The sequence below is a fragment of the Serratia sp. NCCP-200 genome (assembly GCF_059697885.1).
The window spans coordinates 372,711-394,125 of the sequence record NZ_BAAKUJ010000001.1; the positions used below are offsets into that span (position 1 = coordinate 372,711).

Annotated in this window: 15 protein-coding genes and 4 tRNA genes; 10 read left to right on the plus strand and 9 right to left on the minus strand. The window is 56.9% G+C overall.

What is annotated here, in order from left to right:
• Positions 1 to 8 precede the first annotated feature (8 nt).
• On the minus strand, positions 9 to 2,306 hold the full coding sequence (locus AC6HVW_RS01735) for a TonB-dependent siderophore receptor (RefSeq protein WP_071683806.1): 2,298 nt from the start codon (positions 2,304 to 2,306) through the stop codon (positions 9 to 11).
• A gap of 307 nt (positions 2,307 to 2,613) precedes the next feature.
• On the opposite strand from AC6HVW_RS01735, the gene fes reads away from it, so the two are divergent.
• From fes to AC6HVW_RS01760, 5 genes are all read left to right on the plus strand, one after another.
• On the plus strand, positions 2,614 to 3,966 hold the full coding sequence (gene fes / locus AC6HVW_RS01740; protein WP_071683805.1) for an enterochelin esterase: 1,353 nt from the start codon (positions 2,614 to 2,616) through the stop codon (positions 3,964 to 3,966).
• Between the two features lie 10 nt (positions 3,967 to 3,976).
• Positions 3,977 to 4,183 carry an MbtH family protein gene (locus AC6HVW_RS01745; RefSeq protein ID WP_186486552.1) on the plus strand — a complete coding sequence of 69 codons (207 nt, stop codon included), beginning with the start codon at positions 3,977 to 3,979 and terminating at the stop codon, positions 4,181 to 4,183.
• 38 nt (positions 4,184 to 4,221) lie between these two features.
• Positions 4,222 to 8,169 (plus strand): enterobactin synthase subunit F, encoded by a 3,948-nt coding sequence (locus tag AC6HVW_RS01750; protein ID WP_071683803.1) that lies wholly within the window; start codon positions 4,222 to 4,224, stop codon positions 8,167 to 8,169.
• A 252-nt stretch (positions 8,170 to 8,421) separates the two neighbouring features.
• Positions 8,422 to 8,853: a YuaE family lipoprotein gene (locus AC6HVW_RS01755; protein ID WP_024485227.1), complete on the plus strand. Its 432-nt coding sequence runs from the start codon at positions 8,422 to 8,424 to the stop codon at positions 8,851 to 8,853.
• The gene (locus AC6HVW_RS01760) at positions 8,850 to 10,271 is read left to right on the plus strand and encodes an FKBP-type peptidyl-prolyl cis-trans isomerase N-terminal domain-containing protein (protein WP_071683802.1); all 1,422 of its coding nucleotides are present in this window, start codon (positions 8,850 to 8,852) and stop codon (positions 10,269 to 10,271) included. Before AC6HVW_RS01755 ends, AC6HVW_RS01760 begins: the two co-directional genes overlap by 4 nt.
• A gap of 143 nt (positions 10,272 to 10,414) precedes the next feature.
• On the opposite strand, the gene AC6HVW_RS01765 is transcribed toward AC6HVW_RS01760, so the two are convergent.
• Genes AC6HVW_RS01765 through fepD form a run of 3 tightly spaced genes read right to left on the minus strand, consistent with a single transcriptional unit; the run spans position 10,415 to position 13,312 of the window.
• Positions 10,415 to 11,215, minus strand: a complete 801-nt coding sequence (locus AC6HVW_RS01765; RefSeq protein ID WP_071683801.1) for an ATP-binding cassette domain-containing protein — start codon at positions 11,213 to 11,215, stop codon at positions 10,415 to 10,417.
• Positions 11,212 to 12,237 (minus strand): iron-enterobactin ABC transporter permease, encoded by a 1,026-nt coding sequence (gene fepG / locus AC6HVW_RS01770; RefSeq protein WP_071683800.1) that lies wholly within the window; start codon positions 12,235 to 12,237, stop codon positions 11,212 to 11,214. The genes AC6HVW_RS01765 and fepG overlap by 4 nt, the downstream gene beginning before the upstream one ends.
• Position 12,238: 1 nt before the next feature.
• Positions 12,239 to 13,312 carry a Fe(3+)-siderophore ABC transporter permease gene (fepD, locus tag AC6HVW_RS01775; RefSeq protein ID WP_037376375.1) on the minus strand — a complete coding sequence of 358 codons (1,074 nt, stop codon included), beginning with the start codon at positions 13,310 to 13,312 and terminating at the stop codon, positions 12,239 to 12,241.
• Positions 13,313 to 13,472: 160 nt separating this feature from the next.
• On the opposite strand from fepD, the gene entS reads away from it, so the two are divergent.
• Entirely contained in the window at positions 13,473 to 14,741 is a 1,269-nt protein-coding gene (gene entS, locus AC6HVW_RS01780) for an enterobactin transporter EntS (RefSeq protein ID WP_071683799.1), read from the plus strand.
• Here the strand turns inward: entS and fepB are convergent.
• Complete coding sequence (gene fepB, locus AC6HVW_RS01785) at positions 14,728 to 15,687, minus strand: Fe2+-enterobactin ABC transporter substrate-binding protein (protein WP_081367116.1); 960 nt, start codon at positions 15,685 to 15,687, stop codon at positions 14,728 to 14,730. The two genes, entS and fepB, sit on opposite strands and share 14 nt — an antisense overlap.
• Positions 15,688 to 15,881: 194 nt before the next feature.
• Here fepB and AC6HVW_RS01790 point away from each other — a divergent pair, with 194 nt between their 5' ends.
• Genes AC6HVW_RS01790 through dhbA form a run of 4 tightly spaced genes read left to right on the plus strand, consistent with a single transcriptional unit; the run spans position 15,882 to position 20,345 of the window.
• The gene (locus AC6HVW_RS01790; RefSeq protein ID WP_071683797.1) at positions 15,882 to 17,090 is read left to right on the plus strand and encodes an isochorismate synthase; all 1,209 of its coding nucleotides are present in this window, start codon (positions 15,882 to 15,884) and stop codon (positions 17,088 to 17,090) included.
• Positions 17,091 to 17,100: 10 nt separating this feature from the next.
• Positions 17,101 to 18,729: a (2,3-dihydroxybenzoyl)adenylate synthase gene (locus tag AC6HVW_RS01795; protein WP_071683796.1), complete on the plus strand. Its 1,629-nt coding sequence runs from the start codon at positions 17,101 to 17,103 to the stop codon at positions 18,727 to 18,729.
• Between the two features lie 3 nt (positions 18,730 to 18,732).
• Positions 18,733 to 19,587 (plus strand): isochorismatase, encoded by an 855-nt coding sequence (locus AC6HVW_RS01800; protein WP_021807039.1) that lies wholly within the window; start codon positions 18,733 to 18,735, stop codon positions 19,585 to 19,587.
• Positions 19,587 to 20,345 carry a 2,3-dihydro-2,3-dihydroxybenzoate dehydrogenase gene (gene dhbA, locus AC6HVW_RS01805; RefSeq protein ID WP_071683795.1) on the plus strand — a complete coding sequence of 253 codons (759 nt, stop codon included), beginning with the start codon at positions 19,587 to 19,589 and terminating at the stop codon, positions 20,343 to 20,345. Before AC6HVW_RS01800 ends, dhbA begins: the two co-directional genes overlap by 1 nt.
• Positions 20,346 to 20,774: 429 nt before the next feature.
• Here the strand turns inward: dhbA and AC6HVW_RS01810 are convergent.
• From AC6HVW_RS01810 to AC6HVW_RS01825, 4 genes are all read right to left on the minus strand, one after another.
• Positions 20,775 to 20,850: transfer RNA gene (locus tag AC6HVW_RS01810), tRNA-Lys, on the minus strand.
• 33 nt (positions 20,851 to 20,883) lie between these two features.
• A tRNA-Val gene (locus AC6HVW_RS01815) sits at positions 20,884 to 20,959 on the minus strand.
• Positions 20,960 to 20,997: 38 nt separating this feature from the next.
• Positions 20,998 to 21,073: transfer RNA gene (locus AC6HVW_RS01820), tRNA-Val, on the minus strand.
• Between the two features lie 33 nt (positions 21,074 to 21,106).
• Positions 21,107 to 21,182 (minus strand) — tRNA-Val (locus AC6HVW_RS01825).
• Between the last annotated feature and the right edge of the window lie 233 nt (positions 21,183 to 21,415).

Below are 21,415 nucleotides of genomic sequence, written 5' to 3' on the forward strand. Positions count from 1 at the left end.
GCATACATTTAGAACTGGGTATTCAGGCTCATAAAGTAAGTCCGGCCCGGTTCGTTATAGGTTGCCGCCCCGGCTCCATAGATATTGACGGCCCCGGTGACTGGGTTACCCACGTTTTGCGAGTTACCGGAACGGAACTGGCGTTTGTCGAACAGGTTCTCGATCCCCGTTGTTACGCTGATATTTTTAGTCAACGCATAGGTGCCGCTCAGGCCAAAGATTGCGTAAGGGCTGACCTCACGAGTTTCCGGCCCGGTGGTTGGCTCCCCACGGTAGTTGTATTTCTTCGGCTTTTGACGGCCATACCAGGTCGCGGTGGTCTGCAAAGACAGATCCTGCGTGGCCTGCCAGCTCAGGGTAGAGTTGATGGTGAACTTGGGAATAATCGACAGGTAATCACCGGTGGTTTTATTCTCGTTCTCAATCATATAGGTGGCGTTATTATTCCAGGCTACCGTTTCGCTCACCGGCACGTTCAACGTACCTTCCAGACCCTGGATCACCGCTTTCGGCACGTTCTCCCAGCGATAGATATCGGTTTTACTGGTGTTAGAGGCCGTTGGCGAATAGCCCGCTTCGATCTTGTTGCGGTAATCGTTACGGAAGTAGGTGATACCTGCCAGCCAGCCTTCATGGTGGAATTCCAGCCCGATCTCTTTGTTGATGCTGTTCTCGGCCTTAAGATCGTCATTACCCATCAGATAGCAGCCGGTTCCCGTTGCGCTGGCAGCACAGCCCTGGCCTTTGCTGTAGAGAATGTAATCGCCGTTGCTCTGGAACAGGTTAGGTGCTTTGTAGGCGCGAGCGATACCCATTTTCAGGGTAAACAGATCGCCCAATTCCTGTGACAGGTTAAGCGACGGGCTCCAGTTGTTACCGGCCATGGAGTGATGATCGTAACGTAGGCCTGGAGTCAGCATTGTGGTATCGGTCAGCTCGATATTATCTTCGGCAAATAGCGAGAAGATATCCGCGGAGGAATACGGGCTGCGGTTGCTACTATCGGTACCTGGGATCGCTCCCCCGGTATTAGTGCCGGTTAGCGATTGGGTGGTCGAAGAAGGATCTTTCATCTTCTGCTGGTTCCACTCGGTACCCAGCGTGGCGGTTTGTGGCACCCACATATCGAACGGAATGCTGACTTCACTGTGCGCCAGGAAATTATCCAGACGGGTGGTGTTGTAACTGTCGTTGGCGAAGATCCCTTCGGTGCCCCCGGCCAGCCCTTCGGCTAAACGGGTATTACGCGTGCGCTCAAACTGGACGTAGTTGTTGGTGCTGACGCCGTTATCCCAGGCACCACGGTAGTTGAGCGCATAGGTTTCGCGATACATACGGTTGGTTTCTTTACCGTAGTTGCTCTGCACCAGCGCATTGGTGTTGGTGTTCTGGGTATCCCCGGCGTACAGGTTACCTTGGCGGCCATAGGCATATTGGAAATCCAAGGTCTGCAGGTGGGCGAATTCCCAGCTCAGCAAGGCATCGATATTTTTGTCGATCACCCCTTCACGACCGGCAGGCAAAGTATTGGCATAGGTGCCGGTACGTTCGGACTGATGCCCCTGGTTGATATCCCAGGCGTCGGCCTGCGTTTTGCTGTAGCCACCGAACAGACGGAAGCTCAACTGATCGCTTAACGGGCCGGAAAGGCTGAAATCGGTACGCTTGGTGGCGCCTTCATCCTTATGCTGCGGTACGTTGAAATAACCGTTTAGCGAGCCATGAAGATCTTGGGTGGTTTTCTTGGTGATGATATTGACTACGCCACCTGCTGCACCGTTACCATAGCGGGCAGCCGCTGGGCCACGCAGCACTTCGATACGTTCGATCATATCTGGTGGCACCCAGGCAGTATCGCCACGGGTATCACGCTCGCCGCGCCAGCCTTGGCGCACCGAGTTACGGCTGCTGGCTGGTTTACCGTCGATCAGGATCAGGGTATTTTCTGGCCCCATACCGCGGATATCGATCTGGCGGTTGTTGCCCCGCTGGCCGCTGGTGGAGTTACCGGTCAGGTTGACCCCCGGCATGGTACGGATTAGCTCATTGATATCACGAGCGGGAGGGCGTCGTTTGATTTCTTCGGCAGTGATGGTGGAAACGCCGGGAGCTTGAAGGTTTTGTTTGGCGGCGGTGACAACGATGACATCTTCAGAGGCGGATTCTTTTTTACTTTTCTCAGCCAGCGCGGCGCTGTCTGAGGTGGTGGCCGTTTGCTCGGCATTGACCGTAACGGAAAATGCAGATGTGCCCAATCCTAACCCGATGAGTGTGGCTAAAGAATAACGAGATAACTTCCGATTCATTTTGAGGTTCCTACCTAACAACCCTTCCTGATGCGGCGCTGTGTGACAACCGGTAACGGAACGGTTTGTTGTAGTTTTATTGTGTAGTCGAAAATAGTAACGAAACCCGGAGGCCAGGCTGACTGGCAGCAAGATCCCGCTCAATAATTCGGCATCCATCCCTGTTGAAGAATGCCCGCTCTATTTCGAGCTTGTATACACTATTGCAAATGCAAATAATTATCAATAGTATTCCTTGTGCCGTTTGGCATTTGGGAACCGGTGAGTCGCACGGCGTGCCTTGCCAACAACACAATGAGTGGGCGTTTTGAAAACTGAACAACAACCAGCAAGCAGTACGTTATTGGCGAGCAAGCATGCAGGGAGCCACGGTTGGTGGCTGGATATCGCCCGGCGTGGTACCCCCTTGGTGGAACTGCAGGATAATGGGCGATGGAAGGTGACGTTCTTGTGGCGCGACCCTCAGGGCGGTGAACTGACCTCGGCTTATCAACGAGTCTGGATCCATATCAATTGCCTCACCGATCATCACCAAGCGTCGCCCCCGCAGAGCCTGCAACGGCTTGCAGGTTCGGACGTCTGGTATTGGCAAACCGAGCTGCAAGGCGACTGGCGCGGCAGCTACTGCTTTATCCCCTGCATGGAGGATCGTCCCTTCGAACCGCAGGGGGACAATTCCCACGCCAACATGCTTTCTATTCGCCACTGGTGGCACCAGGTGTTTGCCAACGCAACTCACGATCTGCTTAATCCTTACCGCGCCTGGCCTGGCGTAGGGGGGCACACGCTTTCCGGCTTGCATATGCCACAGGCTCCCCAACAACCGGCCTGGCGGGACTTTGACAACTATGCCGTGACCAGCGGCCGCTGTACGCCAGCACCGCCTGCCAAACTGCAACGGCATACCTGGCATAGCCAGCGATTGGGAACCTCCCGCCACGTCTGGATCTACTCCACCGGTGAAAGTAACCCGGCGGCGCGGCCATTGGCTATTTTGCTGGACGGCCAATTCTGGGCCAATCAGATGCCGGTCTGGGATCCGCTGATGCAACTGACGCGCACTGGCCAACTGCCGGAGGCGGTCTATATGCTGATCGACGTGATCGACCAGCAACACCGCGCGCGGGAACTGACCTGCAACGATGAGTTTTGGTTGGCCCTACAGGAAGAGTTATTACCGCAATTGGCCGAATGGGCCCCGCATAGCCGTGAGGCTGCCAACACCGTAGTTGCAGGGCAAAGCTTTGGTGGCTTGGGCTCGCTCTATGCTGGCCTGCGCTGGCCGGAATATTTTGGTGCCACCATCAGCCAGTCCGGCTCGTTCTGGTGGCCACGCCGCGATATGTTGCAACTGCCCACCGTGCCCGAGGATGCCTGCTGGTTGATCCGCCAGGTAGAAGACGGGCAGTTAGGTGCGCATGGCAAGCTGAAGGTGTTTTTAGAGGCCGGGGCGCATGAAAAGCTGGTCCACCGGGTGAATGACCGTATGGCGGCCCTGTTAAGTGAAACCGGGCATCAGGTGCAGTATCGGCTGGTGGAGGGCGGGCACGATGCGTTGTGTTGGCGCGGCGGTTTACTCGATGGTCTGCAAGCGCATTGGTCGGAGCTGGTCAACCGCCGTGCCGAATTGAAGCCGTCCGCCAACCCTCTTCATGCTTAAGGAGCAAGTAATGGAAACCTTAAACCCGTTCGATGACGAGCAGCAAATTTGCTACGTCCTGCGTAATGAAGAACTGCTTTACAGCCTGTGGCCGGATTTCAGCGCCATCCCGGTCGGTTGGGTCAGCGTTTTTGGCCCGGCTTCCCGGGAGCACTGCGTCAACTGGCTAGAACAGAATTGGCAGGATATGCGGCCCGCATCACTGCGTAAGGCGTGATGGAGACGCAGCAAGAACCGACAACAGGAGCGAACGTCGTGTCAGAAACCTCTATTTTACCCACCGGGCAACAGGTTACCGTTGAGTTGCCATTGGTGGCGGCGCAGCCCGGTATTTGGGTTGCCGATCAAATTTCACCGTACGGCAATGCCTATGCGGTCGCCCATTATATCGAACTGAATGGCCCGCTGGATAAAGACCACCTGTTACGGGCGATCTCACTGGGCCTGGCCGAAGTGGATACCTTAAGGCTGCGTTTCGTTGAGCGTGACGGTGTGCCGATGCAGTATTACGACGCCACGATGCCGTTGGCTGCGCCGGAATGGATTGATTTAAGCGACTCGGCGGATGCTGAGGCGGCGGCCCACGCGCTGATGCAGATCGACCTTGGTGCCGAATTACGGGTGAGCAGCGGCAAACCGCTGTATCGCCATATCCTGATGCGTCTGGCCGACGATCGCTGGTTCTGGTATCAGCGTTACCATCATCTGGTGGTCGATGGCTTCAGCTTTACCGCCATCGCCCGCCGTATCGCCAATATTTATACCCGCCTATATCAGCACGAGCAGCCAGAACCGACGCCGTTCACGCCTTTTAGCGATGTGGTGGCGGAATATCAGCAGTATCAGCAATCCCCTGGTTATCAGCGCGATGCCGATTTTTGGTTGAACAAGGCACGGCAGTTGCCCGTGCCAGCCACCCTATGCCCGCAACCGTTGGCCGGGCAGGCACCTTCGACGCGTATTCACCGCTTGGCACAGTGCTGTGCCGCGCAGGATCTTGCGCCACTGGTCAGTCTGGGCCAGCAACAGCAGCTCAGCGCAGCCGATATGGCGATGGCGCTGGTGGCCGTGTGGGTGGCTCGTCTGACAGGGCAAACCCGCTACAGCGCCGGGTTTATTTTTATGCGCCGCATGGGTTCGGCTGCGCTTTGTGCCACCGGGCCGGTGATTAACGTATTGCCGGTGGAGATGCACGTCGCGCCGCAGGCAACGCTGGCCGATATCGCCGCACAAATCAGCCGTGAACTGAAGTTTGCCCGCCGCCATCAGCGCTATGATGCTGAGCAGGTACAGCGCGATCTGGGGCGTATTGGCGACAGTCAGCCGCTGTATGGCACAGTCTTCAACTTCAAGATGTTCGACTACCAGCTCGATTTTGCCGGTATCAAAGGGATCACCCACGACCTGGCCTCTGGCCCGGTGCGTGATTTGGAAATCGCCTTGTTTATCGACGAGGCTGGCACGCTGAAGATTGAGCTATTAGCCAATGCCGAGCGTTATCAGTTGGCCGAATTGACGGAGCACTTACAGCGCTTGCCGCTGCTGCTGCGGCAGTTTGCGGCACAACCGACATTGCCGGTGAGCGAAGCCGATTTGTTGAGTGAAAAAGATCATGCGCTGCTGGCCAAGGTGAACGACACCGCTTATCCGGTGGCAGCCCAGACCCTCAGCGGTCTGCTGGCCGAGCAGGCGAAAAAGACCCCGAATGCCCCGGCGCTGGCAGATGAGCACCACCGGTTCAACTACCGCGAAACTCGCGAACAGGTGATCGCCTTGGCCCAGCGTTTGGTGGCTCAGGGTGTGCAGCCGGGCGACATCGTGGCGGTGGCATTGCCGCGTTCGGTCTTCCTGTCGCTGGCGTTAATGGCGATAGTGGAAGCGGGAGCGGCCTATTTACCACTGGATACCGGCTATCCCGATGAGCGCCTCAGCATGATGCTGGAAGACGCGGCCCCACGCCTGATTATCACCGATGCTTCCCAACAGGCGCGTTTTGTGGGGCAGGGGGAAGTGCTGTTATACGATGCGCCACTGGTAGCCACCGCTGCTGCACCGAGCGTGATCCAAGGCCCGACGCCACATCATCCGGCTTATATCATCTTTACATCCGGCTCAACCGGGCGGCCAAAGGGCGTGCTGGTTGGGCATCAGGCCATCGTTAACCGTTTATTGTGGATGCAGCACCAGTACCCGCTGGCGGCAGATGATGTGGTGCTGCAAAAAACGCCGTGCAGCTTTGACGTCTCGGTGTGGGAATTCTTCTGGCCATTGATAGTGGGCGCGCAGCTAGTGATGGCTCCGCCGGAGGCGCACCGCGACCCTCAGCAACTGCAAACGCTAATCGATCGGCATAAAGTCACTACCATGCACTTTGTTCCTTCGATGCTGGCGGCCTTCGTTGGTGCCTTGGACAGCACAACCGCCATCGCCCATTGCCAGCCACTGCGTCAGGTGTTCTGCAGCGGTGAAGCGTTACCGGCAGAGCTGTGCCGCCTGTGGCAGAGCCGCACTCAGGTGCCGTTGCATAACCTCTACGGCCCTACCGAGGCGGCGGTGGATGTGACCTGGCATCCGGCCTATGGTGACGCCCTTGCTGCTGTCACCGGTGCTAATGTCCCTATCGGGCTGCCGGTGTGGAATACCGGTTTACGTATTCTCGACGCTCGCTTACGCCCAGTGCCACCGGGTGTAGCTGGCGATCTATATCTGACCGGCGTGCAGCTGGCTCATGGTTATCTGGCCAGGCCGGACCTGACCGCCAGCCGCTTCGTCGCCGATCCGCAGGGCAACGGTGGCCGGATGTATCGCACCGGTGACGTCGCCCGCTGGCTGCCAGACGGCGCGGTAGAATATCTGGGCCGCAGCGACGATCAGCTGAAAATTCGCGGCCAGCGGATTGAACTCAGTGAGATCGACCACGCCCTGCTGTCATTGCCGGGCGTGAGTCAGGCGGTGGCTCATGCCTTGGTATTGGAGGGCATGGTCGTTGATGCGATGGGAGGCGATGCCCGGCAACTGGTGGGTTATCTGGTCCCGCAACCCGGCGTGCATCTGGATAGCGAAGCCCTACGTGCTGCGCTAGCCGATCGCTTGCCGCCGCATATGGTGCCGATCGCCCTGGTTGAAATGGCCGAGTTGCCGCTTAGCGCCAACGGCAAGCTCGATCGCAAAGCCTTACCACAGCCGCAAACAGGGGCTGGAAAGGCCGGACGCGAGCCGGAACCCGGGTTGGAAAGCGAAATTGCTGCCGTTTTCGCTCGTTTACTTCAGCGCGAGCAGGTATTTGCCGATGACGATTTCTTCGCCTTGGGCGGGCATTCATTGCTGGCGATGCGCCTGGCCGCCGAGTTGCGGCGCGATCTGGGTAAAGCGGTGTCGGTTGGCCAGGTGATGGTCGCTTCGAAAGTAGAGCAACTGGCTCAGCTATTGGCGGAAGAACGTACGCAGGAAGAGGCCGATCAATGCGGTTTTGACAGCGTGCTGCCGCTGCGCGTTACCGAAGGCCCAACGCTGTTCTGCCTACACCCGGCTTCCGGTTTCTCCTGGCAGTTCAGCGTGCTGCCGCGTTATATCGATCAGCATTGGTCGCTGGTGGGCATTCAGTCTCCACGCCCGGATGGCCCATTGGCTCTGGGTGAGGATATGGATCAGGTCTGCGATGCGCATCTGGCCACGGTATTACAGGTACAGCCACACGGCCCGTATCACTTTATCGGTTACTCCTTGGGGGGAACGTTGGCTCAAGGTATCGCAGCGCGTTTGCAGGCGCGTGGGGAGGAGGTGGCTTTCCTTGGCTTGCTGGATACCTATCCGCCAGAAACCCAGAACTGGGACGTGATGCTGGACGACAACGTGCTCAAAGAGGTACAGCGCGAGCGCGAGCAGTTCCTGGCGGTATCAGAAGATACGCTCGATCCTGCGCTGGGCGAGGCGCGTGTCGCGATGTTTGACAATATCGAAGCCAACTATGCGGATTCGGTCAGGCTGTTGTCTCACACCCATACGGCGCATTTCCAGGGGCAAGCGACGCTGTTTGTGGCCAAGCGCACCTTGCAACCAGGCATGGATGTGCAGCAGACCTGGGCGGAATATGTCGACGCGTTGCAGGTGTTTGAGCTGGATTGTGCGCATGTTGATATCGTTTCACCGGCTTCGTTCAAGGTGCTGGGCCCCTTGTTAAACCGGGTATTGCGGGCACTGTAACTGTAATGCCATGTGCAAACTGCAGGTTAAAAACGACGGTGAGCCGTCCTCGTTGAAAAAAAATTTCCTGGTAGAGTGTCTGCGATAAGTGGCAGGAGATCTAACGCGGCACTTGCCCTGTTGCTGTTGCCACCAAGTATGACCTGTCTTATCATCCCAACCGGGCAATAGCAATATTGCCCGTCAATGGAGGCGATCCGCGTGCGCACAGGCAGCGGTGACGGACATTATCCAGTCAGGAAGGAATAAAATTTGAAACAGCTACAGAAAACCCGTGGATACCGGCAGCCACTGCTTGCCTGTCTGATCATCAGCAATGTCCTGCTGATGGCTGGCTGCGCGAATGAACGCCCGGTCACCTCGTCTGTCACACCGACTGCGGAGCCTACGCCTGTTGTCGTTGAAACTCCGCCATCCCCGCAAGAACCGACGCCTATAAGCAGGTGTCAGAGCGATCTTGCCGCGTTGCAAACCGTTAGTCCTCGGACCTATGCCGTCAGGAAGGCTAATTTTGACAGTCTGCTGGCCAACGCCTCGTTTTACAGCGGGGTACGCGGTGATGTGAACGCATTGACCAAAAATACGGTAGACGCACTGTATAAATATAAAACCAATCAGTTGTGCACACAGATCGGGCAGGACTTGCTTAACGGACTGATCCGCAAAATGGAGAGCGTGAAATGAAGTTGGGGTTAAAGTATGGTTTGGCCTTGAGCCTGACGTTGCCGGTGGGCTGCGCATTGGGTGCAGAGCAACTCAAGGATGACAGAGCCAGCACCATCAATGCCTTGGAAGCGATCACCAGCCAAGAGAGCGAGGCTCCGGCGTTGTTGTTGTTGAGCCCTTCACAACTCAATGAGATCAGCCCTCCTGCAGAAAGGAAAGTGAGTAAACCCTCCACCAATACCAAGACCCGCGAGTCAGCGTCCCTGCAAGCACAAATCAAACAGTTAAATGCTGCCCTTGCCCAACGGGACCAAGAGCTGCAGCAACTGCGTCAGGCAGCACGGCAGGATGCGGATGCTCGCGCCGAGGTTAGCCAGTTGAAAAAGACCTTGCAGGAGAATTTGCAGGCGACGGAGCAGATGCAGCAGGATATGGTGGCCGCGGCGACGGCTAAAGGTGAAAACTCCAACGAAAACGGTAGGCTACAGCAGGCGCTGGACCAAAGCCGCCAACAGAGTTCGGCGTTGCAGAAGCAGTTGGCTGCTCTGGCCAAAGCACACACCGATAATAGCGAAGAAAACAAGGCGTTGCAGGCAGAGTTGAACGACAGCCGTCAACAGGCCGAGCAAGCGAAAAAGGCGTTGGCCGAGCTATCGGCGAAGACTGAAGCTAAACCCATCTTGCAGCTTGCGCTGGACGAAAGCCTGCACAACCAGCTGACGATGCTGAAAGTAGCCAACGAACAGCAACAGGCGGAAAACAGCCGGCTGCAGCAACAGCTGGCTACGCAGCCACGAGAAATCATCGAGCCGAAGTCAGAGCGTGAGATCCGTGATTATGCCATCGGCAGTTCCCTGGCAGAAGACATGTTGGCCTTGCTCAAACAGCGAGCGGCCCAGGGAGTTGAAGTGGATAGCCGTCTGGCGCTGGCGGGGGTGCAAGATACCTTCGCGGGCAAGCTCAAGCTGCAACCGGAGCAGATCGACAAGGCCTTGGATGCCAGCGAAAAGTTGGTGCAACGTAATTCACAGCAGCAAAAGTTGGACACCGAAAAGGCAGGGGCAGCTTACATCGAGCAGTTCGCCAAGCAAAAACAGGTGAGGAAAGAGGCTTTAGGTTACTTTTACCGGATCGATAAGGTCGGTAAAGGAACTATTGGCGCGAACAACATGGTCAGCGTGGCGGTAAAAGAGAGCCTGATTAACGGTAAAGTCGTCAAGGATATGCAGGCGGCAGGCACCTCGGTCACCCAGTTACTGAGCAGCTATCCACCGATATTCAGAACGGCGATCTCGAAGCTGCAAAATCACGGCAGTATCACGATGGTCGTCCCGCCAAGCTTGGCTTACGGCGATAAAGGTCTGCCCCCTGATATCCTGCCGGGATCGACCATGGTCTATAACGTAACGGTATTGGATGTCGAACCTGCCAAGTAAATGGAGCACGGCTGTGGCTACCTGCGTAACGGTTTTTCAACCTTGCACGGCCATAGTTAGTAACAGCTCACGGTGATGAAGTCTCAGTAGAGCCATCGGCTATCAGCCGGTGGCCTGATTTTTCATCGTGAGTTTGCTGGCCGCTATTTCCCCAATGGCACCACCAGCGGCGTATGCGAGACAGGATCGTCGATGATCACGCACTTCAACCCGTAAACTTCCTCGATCAATTCCGGCGTCACAATGTCTTTTGGTGCCCCCTCGGCCACCACTTTGCCGTCGCGCATGGCGATCAGATGGGTGGCATAGCGGCAGGCATGATTGAGATCGTGCAGCACCACCACCAGCGTGTAATGATTCACCCGATTCAACTGGCGCAGCAGTTCCAGCAGATCGATTTGGTGAGTGATGTCCAGCCAGGTGGTCGGTTCATCCAGCAGCAGCAGCGGCGTTTGCTGGGCCAACACCATGGCGATCCACACCCGCTGGCGTTGGCCACCGGAAAGGGTGTCGACGGGTTGATCGGCCAACTGCGCCACGCCGGTTGAGCGCATGGCCTGTTCCACTGCCTGCTGATCTTCGTCGCGCCAGCGGCTGAACAGGCTCTGATGAGGGTAGCGGCCACGGGCAACCAGATCGAACACCGTGATATCACCTGGGGCAATTGAGCTTTGCGGTAACAGGCCCAGTTGGCGTGCGACTTCTTTGGTGGGATATTCGCGGATTTGTCGGCCATTCAGCCATACTGAGCCCGCCCGGGGTTGCATCAGGCGGCTAAGGGTGCGCAGCAGCGTGGATTTACCGCAGGCGTTTGGCCCGATAATGACCGTCAGTTCGCCGTGAGGAATAGACACTGAAAGATCGCGTGCGACGATTTTCTTGTCGTAGCTCAGCGTCAGGTTTTCGGCACGCAATGGTGCGGTTAACGGGGTTTCAGCATTCATTTTTTTCGTGACTCACGGATTAGTAACCAAATCAGATAGATGCCACCGATGCTGACGGTCAATACGCCGACCGGCAACTGATAAGGCATAAACAGGCGCTGCGCTGCCACATCGGCCGCCAGCAATAATAAGGCACCGGTCAGCGCGGTGAGCAGCAAGACATGCTGATTGGCGCACAGGCGGCGGGCGATTTGTGGGGCGACCAGAGCAATAAAGGAAATCGGCCCGGCCACGGCGGTGGCGGCAGCGGTTAGTATCACGCCGACCAGCAACAGCATTAGCCGGGAGCGTTCAACCCCAACGCCGAGCGCGCAGGCGGTGTCATCTCCCATTTCCAGCAGCCGCATACGCCTTGTCAATGTCAGCAATACCAGTAACGCCAGCAGCAGTACCGCCAGCACCGGCAGGCTTTTCGCCCAGGTGATGCCGTTGAGGGAACCGGCATTCCACAGTCCGGCGGTCATAGACGCTTCCAACGAGGCGCTGATAATCATCCAGGTATTGGCGGCCAGCAGCAGGGCGCGAACGGCAATCCCGACAATAATCAGGCGGAAGGTTTCTACCCCGTTACTCCAGGCCAATAGATAAACTACCCCGGCGGTAAGCAGGCCACCGGCCAACGCCCCAGAGGTAATGCCGATAACGCTGCTGTTAAACAGCACGATGGCGACCAGCACGCCGCTATAGGCTCCCGTATTGAAACCAATAACGTCAGGGCTGCCGAGTGGGTTACGCAATAATGACTGGAAAATCGCACCGCTCAGGCCGAGCGCCGCCCCCAACAGTAACGCCATAGCGACGCGAGGCAAACGCCACTGGGTGACGATCACCGCAAGATTGGTCGGACCTTCGCCGCGTAGCGCGTCGATCACCTGCGCCGCGCTGAGTTGCAAGGTACCAGAACCGAGGGCATAAACCGCCAGCGCAAGGCAGGCGAATAACAACAGCAGGGCAGTCGCCAAAGGACGCGCTAGCCGAAACGGTTTTTTGGTAAGGATTTGGCGGGAAACCAACAGGCTCATCTTATCCTCCCCGCCGGAACATACGGCGCTGGCGCACCAACATAATCAACATCGGCGCGCCGATCAGGGAAAGTACGATGGAGACCCGCAGTTCCCCCGCGACCAGAAAGCGGCCCAGTAAATCAGCGCTCAGTAGCAGGATCGGCGTTAAAACCAGCGTCCAGGGCAGCATCCAGTTGAGTTCTGACCCCGCCAGCCGCCGGGCAATGTGGGGCATCATCAGCCCGACAAAGGCAATAGGACCAACGGCGGCGGTAGCTCCGCCACACAGCAGCGTAATAGCTAACAGGCCAAGCAGTTGGGTGCGAATAATTCCGGTGCCGAGCGCCGCTGCAAGCTCACTCCCCATACTTAAGCTGTTCAACGCCTTGCTAAGCCACAGAGTAATCAACGTGCCCAGCAGGATTGGCAATGCGACGCTGCGCACTACCGCCATATTCTGAATGTCCAGTGTGCCAGCTTGCCAAAAACGCAGCTGATCGAACACCAAAGGATTGAGCAGAGCGATGCCGGTGGTCATCCCTTCCAACACGGCGGCCAGCGCCACCCCGGCTAGCGTCAGGCGTACAGGATTAACGCGGCTGCCGCCCATTGCGCCTACCAGCGCCACCAACAGCGAGGCAAACAGCGCACCGGCAAAGGCGAACCACAGATATTGGCTGACGTCGGTCGCACCAAAGAAGGTAATGCCCAACACCACGGCGAAACCGGCTCCGGAGTTAACCCCCAAGATACCAGGGTCTGCCAGCGGGTTGCGGGTGAGGGTTTGCATCAGCGCGCCAGCCAGCCCAAGTGCGATGCCAGCCAACACGCCGATCAGCGTGCGTGGCAGGCGTGCTTCGGTAATGATGACGCAGTCTGCGCCGCTGCATTGGCCATTCAGCGCGGCAACGACGTTAGTGAAAGGAATGGATTTAGCCCCCAGCGACAGGCTGAGCATCATCACCAGCAACAGCACGACAAAGGCGCACAGCAGGCCAAACAGACGCAGCCAGAAGGAGCGGGATAACCCCATAAACAGAGTGCCCCTGCGGTCAGGAAGCGGAGGAGAGCAATTAGGTGTAAGCCGGAACATGACAGCCCATTATTAACTGAATATCAATGATATCTATTATCATTATTGATTGTATTTATCTATGGTAGCATGGCAGCCTGACCAGCACTAGCGCTGAGCCTCTCGAATATCGTGTCGTTGTTTGTGGAAGATCAAGGATATAAGTTGTGGTGATAACAAAATGAATAAACCCTCTATTTTGCTCGATTTTAGCCTACTTAGGACCAACCCCGCTTTTCGTGCCGTATTCTGCGCCCGTTTTATTTCGATCCTGGCATTGGGCCTGATGGCGATCGCCATTCCGGTGCAGATCCAGGCGCTGACTGGGTCAACTCTGTTGGTTGGGCTTGCGGTGACCCTGGCGGGCGGCGGAATGTTTGCCGGTTTGCTGATGGGCGGGGTGCTGGCCGATCGCTATGAACGCCGTCGGTTGATCCTGTTTGCGCGCTCAACCTGCGGTGTGGGCTTTCTGGGGTTGTGCCTCAATGCTGCGCTGCCTGCACCTTCGCTAACGGCGATTTATCTGCTAGCAGTATGGGACGGATTTTTTGGTGCGGTAGGCGTGACGGCGTTGCTGGCGGCGACACCGGCGATCGTTGGCCGTGAGAATATCGTGCAGGCCGGGGCCATCAGCATGTTGACCGTACGCTTTGGATCGATCCTGTCTCCCGCTATCGGCGGGCTGGTGATCGCCGGGGCGGGTATCAGCTGGAACTATGCGCTGGCGGCCTTGGGTACGTTGATCACTTTGATCCCGCTATTAAAATTGCCTCAGTTGCCACCGCCGCCACAGCCTCGTGAACATCCGTTGCGGGCGCTGATCGGCGGCTTCACCTTCTTGTTCCAAAACAAGGTGATTGGCATGGTAGCGCTGATTGGTGCGTTGATGACCATGGCCAGCGCGGTGCGAGTGTTATATCCGGCCATCTCCGGTATGTGGCAGGTCACTACCCAGAGCCTGGGGATCATGTATGCGGCGGTGCCATTAGGGGCGGCGATTGGCGCATTTACCAGTGGCCGGGTGGCTCAGGTGGCACGGCCGGGCTGGATGATGTTGATAACGGCGATAGCGGCTTTCGTGGCCGTGGGGCTGTTTGGCCTGATGCCTTGGTACGGTATGGCGCTGTTGTGCCTGGTGGTGTTTGGCTACCTCAGCGCGCTGAACTCGCTGCTGCAATATGGCCTGATACAGAACTTGACGCCGGACGCGTTTCTGGGCCGGATTAACGGCCTGTGGACAGCGCAGAACGTAGTAGGGGATGCGCTTGGTGCCTTGCTGCTCGGCGCGATGGGGGCATTTATGCTGCCAGCGATGAGCTCTATCAGCTTCGGTTTTGGTGCGGCACTGCTGGCCGTGGTGCTGGCGTTTGCCATGCGTGGTTTGCGCAACGTGAGCATGGGCGGGCAGAGCGATAAACTCCAACCCACCGTTGCGGCTACGGAGAAATAAACAGCTTTTCCAGACGCGTCAGCAAGTTGCTGGCGCTGTAATAATCCAGGCGGAAGGTGTCGTTCCCCAATGGGTAAACCCGCTTATTCTCCACCGCTGGCAGATGAGCCAGGAAACTGTTGCTCATCAGCCGCTGTGCATCACTTTCATCGTTGGCGAATAACAGCAGCGTTTGCCCATTCAAGCCTTCTGCCAGGTTTTCACCGCCAAGTTGGACGATATCTTTACGCGCCCCTTGGCTGGTGCTGGCGTTGAGTTTTGGTGGCAAAGTGGCCAGGGTAAAGCCTAGCTGTTGCAGCAGTTGCCCTTGGGATGAGTCTGCGGTCCACAGGTTGGCATTCTTGCCATCGCTGCGAAATACCAGTGCCGTTATGGGCTGTGGTGGCAATGTCATCTGCTGTTTTAGCATTTTCTCACGGCGATCAAACTCGCTGACGATCTTTTCCGCTTGTGCTTCATGGCCGGTCGCTACGCCGAGGATGTTGGCCAGTTCCTGCCAGCTTTTATCGTCGTAGTTCACCACCAGCACCGGAGCGATGGCCGAGAGTTGATCGTACAGGCGCACCGCAGAGTCGGCCCCGGTAGCGGACATTACAATCAGGTCAGGTGCCTCACCGGCGATCGCCTCGGCGTTGGGTTCACCAATATATAACCGCTTCACTCCGCGTTTGGCCGCAATCTCTCCCCACTGGTGGAAAAAGCCCTGCCGATCCGATAGCCGGTTGTTTGGGCTGGTGGCTCCGCTGGCGATCACCGGGGCGTCGATCGCCAACAGCGTACCGGTGACCGTCACGCTGGTGGAGACGATGCGCTGTGGAGGTTGTTTAAGGGTGATAACGCCGTGTGAGGTTTCGATACTGCGCGGCCAGGCTTGAGTCTCGGCTTGGGCAACGCTCAACGCCAGCAGGCCAAACAGCGCCAGGCTGAGCCGCAGGGGGATTGACATCGGTGAGATCCTTTTAATCCGAATGTTTATCATTCATTGGTCAGAAACCACCAAGTTTAACCGTTAATGTGGGTTAGCAGAAGAGGTTACGTTTATTGACATGGTCAGTTCTGGCAGGTACTTTATCGCGGATGCAATACAAATGATAATCATTATTATATTGGTTATTGTTAATGAAACAAGAGGAAGTACCTATGGACGTAGCCGTTAAGGGCGCTGCGCAAAAGGACCTGCAACAGGGTGTAGATCTGGCACAGGCCGCCACAATATCCCCGACTTCAGGTTTCTTTTTTACCTCGCCTTTTCGCAGTCTGAGCACCCAGGGATGCTTTGCCCGCATCACCTTGCCAGCGGTTGATGGCGATGACCTGCAGGGCCAATTCCAGCAGGCGATACAGCAGGCATTTGCGCAGGCCCGCAAGGCAGGCATCAAGGATCCGCTGTTGTGCGGCGCAATCCCTTTCGATACTCGTCAACCCTCGTCACTGTTTATCCCGCAACAGACGCAATGGTTCGATCGTGAAACCCTGCTGACCAGCTTAGCGCCTGCTGCTGGACCGATCCCTGAGATTGTCCGCCAAACCGAGCTGCCAGCGCAGCCGCAGTTTATGCAGATGGTTAGCGATGCCGTACAGGCAACTAGCGGTGATCGATTGGACAAGGTAGTGCTCGCCCGCCTGTTGGACATTGAAACCAGCAAGCCGGTAGACCACGCAGCGCTGATGGCGCGCATCATTGCCCAGAATCCGCACGGCTTCCATTTCCACGTGCCGCTGGCAGAGGGGGCATTGGTGGGAGCCAGCCCGGAGCTGCTGCTGCGTAAATTTGGCGACCAGTTCCATTCCAACCCGCTGGCGGGTTCGGCTCGGCGCGAAACAGATCCGCTGCGGGATCGGGCCGTCAGCGAACAACTGTTGGTTTCGGGTAAAGACCGCTATGAACACCAGATCGTGACCGAAGGCATGCGCCAGGTCTTGGCTGGGCGTTGCAGTCATTTGAATATTCCCGCAACCCCCGAACTGCTCAGTACCACCACGCTGTGGCATCTTTCGACGCCAATCGACGGTGAAGTAGCCGATCGGGCAGAGAATGCCCTGTCGCTGGCCTGCCTGTTGCACCCTACGCCGGCATTATGCGGTACCCCAACGCTGGCAGCTCGCGATCTCATCGAACAGCTTGAGCCGTTTGACCGGCAGCTGTTTGGTGGCATCGTCGGCTGGTGTGACGCCGAGGGCAACGGAGAATGGGTCGTCACCATCCGTTGCGGCACCGTGAAGGGTAATCAGGTACGCCTGTTTGCCGGTGCGGGCATCGTGCAGGACTCTTCCCCGCAGTCCGAATGGCACGAAACTGGTACCAAACTCAGCACCATTCTGCGTGCGTTTGGCCTTAATCAAGGATAAAGAGTCCCCCATGACTATTGCTTTTACCCCCTGGCCTGAAGAGTTCGCGCGCCGTTACCGCGAACGCGGCTATTGGATCGATCGACCGTTGACCGACATCTTGTCCCGTCAGGCAGATAACGACGCTATTGCCATGATCGACCCGCAACGCAGCTTAAGCTATCGCCAACTGGAACGGCTTTCCGATCGTCTAGCCGCCGCCCTGTTACGGCGCGGGCTACAATCCGGTGATACTGCGTTGGTTCAACTAGGCAACGTGGTTGAATTCTATGTGGTGTTCTTTGCCTTGTTGAAAATCGGCGTGGTGCCGGTGAATGCCTTGTTCAGCCATCAGCGTAGCGAACTGAACGCCTATGCCAGTCAAATCAAGCCTGCGCTGCTGATTGCCGATCGCGAACATGCCCTGTTCGCGCAGGAGCAGTTCCTGGATACGTTCAGAGAACAGCATCCTTCGCTACGGGTGGTTGGGCTGCGTAATCAGGCCGAAGGTGAACAGGCGTTGGCTGCTTGGCTGGAAGAGGATCCAGGTGCTTTTGAACCGACGCCAACGGCCGCCGATCGGGTGGCGTTTTTCCAGCTTTCCGGTGGCAGCACCGGTACGCCGAAGCTGATCCCGCGCACCCATAACGATTATTACTACAGCATTCGCCGCAGCGTAGAGATTTGCCGTTTTGACAGTGCTACCCGCTATCTGTGTGCATTACCGGTGGCCCACAACTACCCAATGAGCTCTCCGGGCGTGTTGGGGGTGTTCTATGGTGCCGGTCTGGTGGTATTTGCCAGCGATCCTGCGGCTGCCCAATGTTTCAAACTGATCGAACAGCATCAGATCACGGTCACCGCGTTGGTGCCGCCTGCGGTTACCTTGTGGTTACAGGCGATCGAAGAGTGGGGCAGCAATCAGCCGTTAGCCAGCCTGGCGCTGCTGCAGGTCGGCGGAGCCAAATTGGGGGAAACCCTGGCGGCCCGCATACGCAATGAGATCGGCTGCCAGTTGCAGCAGGTGTTTGGCATGGCCGAAGGGCTGGTGAACTACACATTGCTGGATGACGACGACCAACACATTCTCGCCACCCAAGGCACGCCAATGTGTCCGGACGATGAGCTGTGGGTGGCAGATGAACAAGGTAATCCGCTGCCGGTAGGGGAAACGGGCCGTTTGATGACGCGTGGGCCATACACCTTCCGCGGCTATTACCAAAGCCCTGAGCATAATGCCGAAGCCTTTGACGAGAACGGTTTCTACTGTTCCGGCGATCTGATCAGCCTGACGGCGGACGGTTATGTGCAGGTACAAGGGCGGCAGAAAGACCAAATCAACCGCGGTGGCGAAAAGATTGCTGCAGAAGAAATTGAAAACCTGCTGCTGCGCCACCCGGCGGTGATTAACGCCGCGCTGGTGTCGATGCCGGACGATCTGATGGGTGAAAAAAGCTGCGCCTTTGTCATCGCTCACGAGGCCGTCAAACCCGTGTTACTGCGCCGCCATCTGCGTGAGCAGGGCGTGGCCGAATTTAAATTACCCGACCGCTTTATTCAGGTGGAGTCACTACCGTTAACCCCGGTCGGTAAAGTCGATAAAAAACTGCTGCGTGAACGCCTGGAAGCGCAACAACTGGCTCAGGCCAAAGGAGAGTAAGTCATGGCGATCCCTAAACTTAATGATTATGCGTTGCCAACGCCGAGCGAACTGCCGGTTAACAAGGTTAACTGGGCCTTCGAGCCACAGCGCGCGGCACTGCTGATCCACGACATGCAGCAATATTTCCTCAATTTCTGGGGGGAAGACAGCCCGCTGATCAAACAGGTGGTCGAAAACATCGCCGCTCTGCGTCGCTACTGCAAGCAGCAGGGCATCCCGGTGTTTTATACCGCGCAGCCTAATCAACAAAGTGATGAAGACCGTGCCTTGTTGAATGATATGTGGGGGCCGGGGCTGAACAAGCACCCAGAGCAGCAGGCGGTGGTCAGCGAATTGGCACCGGATGCTGACGACACGGTGTTGGTGAAGTGGCGTTACAGCGCGTTCCATCGCTCGCCGCTGCAAGAGATCCTGCAAGAAAGTGGGCGCGATCAGCTGATTATCTGCGGCGTCTACGCGCATATTGGCTGTATGACCACGGCTATCGACGCCTTTATGCGTAACATCAAGCCGTTTATGGTGGCCGACGGCCTGGCGGACTTCTCCCGTGAGGAACACCTGATGGCCCTGCGTTACACTGCCGGGCGCTGTGGTCGGGTGGTGACTACCGCCGATCTGCTCCCTGGTATTGCCAGCATCGATGCGTTGCGCCAGCAAATTATCCCGTTGCTCGATGAAGATAGCGAAGACATCGGCAATGATGAAAACCTGATCGATTACGGCCTGGACTCGGTGCGTATCATGGAGTTGGCAACCCGCTGGCGTAAAATTCGTGAAGATATCGATTTTATCGCGCTGGCCAAATCACCGACGATCGATAGCTGGTGGGCGTTGCTTTCCGAGAGGAAATCCTGATGGCTAGAGAACAGGAATTTAGCGGTAAACACGTTTGGGTGACCGGTGCCGGGGCGGGAATCGGTTATCAAACCGCATTGGCGTTTGCACAGAGCGGGGCCGAGGTTATCGGCTTCGATCTGCATTTTGGCGATCTGGACTATCCGTTCCGCACCGAGGTGCTGGATATCACTGATGCCGATGCGGTAGATAGCGTTTGCCAGCGTTTATTGGCGGAACATGAGCGGTTGGACGTGTTGGTCAATGGGGCTGGCGTTCTGCGCATGGGGCTGACCGATGAAACCAGCAATGCGGACTGGCTGGCCTGTATGGCGGTGAACGCCGGTGGTGCCTTTAACCTGTTCCGTCATACCTTGCCGGTGTTCCGCCGTCAGAAGCAGGGGGCCATCGTGAGCATTGCCTCTAACGCGGCCCATGTGCCACGTGTTGGTATGGCGGCCTACTGCGCCTCCAAGGCCGCTATGCGCAGCCTGTGCCAAACCGTGGGGTTGGAAATGGCGCCTTATGGTGTACGCAGTAACCTGGTTTCCCCCGGTTCGACCAATACCCCGATGCTGCGCGGGATGTGGCAGGACGAACACGGCGAAAGCAATATGATCAAGGGTTTCCCGGACCAGTTTAAGTTGGGGATCCCGTTGGGCAAGATTGCCCAGCCGCAGGAAATTGCCGATGCGATCCTGTTCCTGGCGTCTGACCGGGCTAGCCATATCACGATGCAGGATATTGTGATCGATGGTGGGGCGACGTTGGCGGCTTGAGTTTGGGTTGAGCGGTTGATTTGAAGAGGGGGCTGATTATTCGGCTCCCTTTTTTGTTTTTGGGGAGGTTAGTTTTTCAGGAAGACTGGCTGTTTGCGTCCGCCGATAGTCAGGTTGAAGGCGATATTACTGGTAGCACGGACTGTTCCCTCTCCCTGTGGGAGAGGGTTAGGGTGAGGGGACATCACCGTGGGCTAAGGGGGCGGTTGCCAGGTAGGTCAAAAGAGTAGCAGGGGGCGAGCATTTGGCACCTGTACGGTGGGTCGTGCAGGATGACCGGCCGCCGCCGTTGTCTCGCAAGCGAGACTCGAACCTGAACGCAGGTTCTCACCCACACGACCCTTCTTTGCTTATGTGGCGAGGGAGACGGTACTGTTATGGGGAGCGCGTATGCGAAAAAGGCGCCTAAAGGCGCCTTTTTCTAAATGGTGGTGGGTCGTGCAGGATTCGAACCTGCGACCAATTGATTAAAAGTCAACTGCTCTACCAACTGAGCTAACGACCCACGAATGTGGTGTACTGCTATCTGAAACTGAAATGGTGGGTGATGACGGGCTCGAACCGCCGACCCCCTCCGTGTAAAGGAGATGCTCTACCAACTGAGCTAATCACCCACTTCAGGACTTCCAGATACTACCCAATGAGAGAATGATGGTGGGTGATGACGGGCTCGAACCGCCGACCCCCTCCGTGTAAAGGAGATGCTCTACCAACTGAGCTAATCACCCTCATTGTTCTCATTGCTTACTGCGTTAACAAGATGGTGGGTGATGACGGGCTCGAACCGCCGACCCCCTCCGTGTAAAGGAGATGCTCTACCAACTGAGCTAATCACCCCGTCTTGTTGGAGTCGCATTATAGGGATAGTTGAAAGTGAGTCAACGGTTTTTAAAATGATTTCAATCGTTCGCCGCAAATTTAGACAGGATGCGATATTTATCGCCGACCAGGACGATTCTTTGCACAGTATCATGCGTAGTGGGCCGCAAAGCGTAGTGGCCGATAGCGCGTCGGCGTTGAGGAATTAGCATGGAGTGGTAGAATGTCGTCCACTATTTTACATTCCGAGC